Consider the following 2,690-nt stretch of genomic DNA (forward strand, 5'->3'; position numbering starts at 1 on the left):
ATCAATGGTGATAATCCCTGAATTGGCAAATAGTTATGAGTAGTCTACATAATTCTTTTGCCAAAACAACACGAAAATAAGAGATAAGAATCTAAAGGGTCTTCTAAAACGACAATCTTTTTATCTTCTCTGTTAGTAGAAAAAATACGCGATACTTCATTTACCTCACCAGTCAGGTGATATTCATATCCCTCATAGAATAACAGCGCAGCTATTTTTTTAGCTATTTCAGTTTTTCCACATTGAGAAAACCCTGTTAAAAGCAACACATCATTTTTAATAATGCTATCAAATAAACCCTCTTCTTCATCCCTTTTCACATAATCTTTATCAATAGCCGGGTGGCCGATTTTGTTCTCTTTTATAATCTGGACTAATGGCTTTAATATATCTGTACCATCATCTCGCCCATTTCGAACTATTTCCAACAGTTTGAAATAAACATTTTCGGCTTTAGATTCAGATACTTGATGAGTGGAAACAAGTTCTTGATGAATATATTGGTCGACTTTCTCGTCAGTAACCTCTTCCCAAATTAGAACTCGATTCAATAATTTAGATAAAAATGATCGAGTAATTTTTTTAGCCTGTTCTTTACAGAAACTCACTCTATCTTTTGATAATTTTGAATCGGATTTGAAATTGACAACAGATAGAGCGTCTTTAAATTCAGAAACAAAATCTTTGTTAAAATGAATTTCTGCATGCGGATTGATTGAGAAGGTTGCCTTGCGAAGATTTACAGTGTCGTCTGAGCAACGGGAGCGTGTTACAAATAAAGCTATTGATTTTGAATCATTTTCAATTCGGAAAAGTAAATTGTTATCTGCCTTCCTTTCCTGAAAATGGGCTAACCATTGCACCATTTTTGAAATATCTAAGGAGTGTGCTTCTCTTTTAACCTGCACTTCAATGGTTTCAGTATCCTGGTCACATTTGATTTTCAATAAAGCATCTTCACTTCCTTCTGTTTCAACATAAACTTCAGCAACTTCCATATACACAAGTAACGCGATAAAAGCAGTTACTTTGTACTGATATTCATAACCTTGGATGCCTTCTTTTGTTACGCTCATACTCTTCTCAAATTAGATTAATAGATATTCAAGTTATTAAAAAATCATTATTACAATCGATGCTGAAAAACCTATATTCCGAATTTAGTCGGCGGGTTCTACAACCTCTCCGATACGAGTTTCAAACTGTATCGAATCCAAAAAAATTCTGCCAGTCACCGAAGCAGCTTGGCGATATTCATCTCTGCGGTACTCAGGATTGCATTTGTCGCTTATAAAAACAATTAATAAACTCATTCATAAATCTTTTATTTAGGGTAACGCCCGCAGTTAAGGTGCCAGTGTCAGTTTGAACTGCGTTGTTGGGTTGCGCTGCGCGCCACATGATCCGGGCTTTTACTGCGGGCGTTGGGTTGGCGCGGAGCGCCAACCCAACGTCGCAAATAACCGGCTCGTCCGGTTAATTTGAAATGTTGGAATTAAGTTTTGATGTGTCCTGAATCCAACCTGATCCTTTTTGTTGCTTTTTATAAAAGGATCAGCCTGCATTATCTGAAGTGGATAGTCGTTAAAAAAGCTATTACGCTAACTGGCCGAAAACGAACTCGCTTGACCCGCCCCTGAAGGGCGCGGGATTGCGTTTCGTCATTGTTCAATGAGGATGGGCAGGCTGAGCTACCAGACGGACGCCAAGGGCTGCACAAACCTTATTGATCGTGTCAAATCTAGGTTTGGCGTTTGGTTTAAGCGCTTTATACAAAGCTTCGCGGGTTATCCCTGATGATTTGGCGACTTCGCTCATGCCGCGAGCCTTGGCGGCTATCCCCAGAGCATGAGCTAGCTCGGCGGCATCACCGTCTTCAATCACCATGGTGATGTAAGCAGCAATGTCTTTTTCACTTTTTAGCTGCTGGGCCATATCAAAGTCCGGCAAATCTGCAATGTTTTTTTTCATAATTAATCCTCCAAAGTGGCTTTACACTGTTTGGCCTTGGCAATATCGCTCTCCTGGCTGTCCTTGTCTCCGCCGCCAAGCATGAGGATTAGAGTTTCACCCCTCTTGGCGTAGTACATTCGCCAGCCTGGACCGAAATGTTCCCTCATTTCAAAGACGCCTTCGCCCACTGGTTTCACATCACCAAGGTTGCCGCGCTGCGCTTTATCAAGACGGCGGCCTATACGAAGCCGTGTAATGCGGTCTTTCAAGCCGTTAAGCCATTTGTCAAATTCGGGTATTGTTTTAACCGTATACATACAAGAACTGTAATCGATCGACTACAACAAGTCAAGCAAAACAAAAGAAAAAAGGCTAATCGTGTTGCTGACCGGCATCGAGTGTTATAGATGTGGACAGCTAACAGGACAGTCTATTCCATTTGTCTGTTCCGAATTCAAAAGTACATAGGCCGTTTGATTTCAGGCTAATCGCGGTGCTGACCGGCACCGTGCGCAGATCAAGCGACGGAGTCTGGTTGATCTGTGTGCGGTGTCCGGTCCAGTACCTTGTTCAGGCGCGGAGCGCCGGAACAAGGTACTGGACGTAGTCAGGACCGCGATTCACGGCGGCGGAGCCGCCGTGAACGCCGCAAATCAGCGGGCGCGGCTTTTTGCGATCCGCTGCATTTGCATTGTTGGAACAGTCGATTTACGATTGAATAATCTCTTAAACAATGG

At 42.2% G+C, this 2,690-nt stretch carries 3 protein-coding genes; all 3 read right to left on the minus strand.

Annotated features, from left to right (window positions below):
- Positions 1 to 44: 44 nt before the first annotated feature.
- Positions 45 to 1,076, minus strand: a complete 1,032-nt coding sequence (locus B9A32_RS20830; RefSeq protein ID WP_084072106.1) for an nSTAND3 domain-containing NTPase — start codon at positions 1,074 to 1,076, stop codon at positions 45 to 47.
- 592 nt (positions 1,077 to 1,668) lie between these two features.
- A complete protein-coding gene (locus B9A32_RS20835; protein WP_084072108.1) occupies positions 1,669 to 1,971 on the minus strand; it encodes an addiction module antidote protein in 303 nt (100 codons plus the stop codon).
- Positions 1,972 to 1,973: 2 nt separating this feature from the next.
- Positions 1,974 to 2,270 carry a type II toxin-antitoxin system RelE/ParE family toxin gene (locus B9A32_RS20840; protein WP_084072110.1) on the minus strand — a complete coding sequence of 99 codons (297 nt, stop codon included), beginning with the start codon at positions 2,268 to 2,270 and terminating at the stop codon, positions 1,974 to 1,976.
- Positions 2,271 to 2,690 lie beyond the last annotated feature (420 nt).

The organism is Desulfocicer vacuolatum DSM 3385 (genome assembly GCF_900176365.1).
Lineage (GTDB): Bacteria > Desulfobacterota > Desulfobacteria > Desulfobacterales > Desulfobacteraceae > Desulfocicer > Desulfocicer vacuolatum.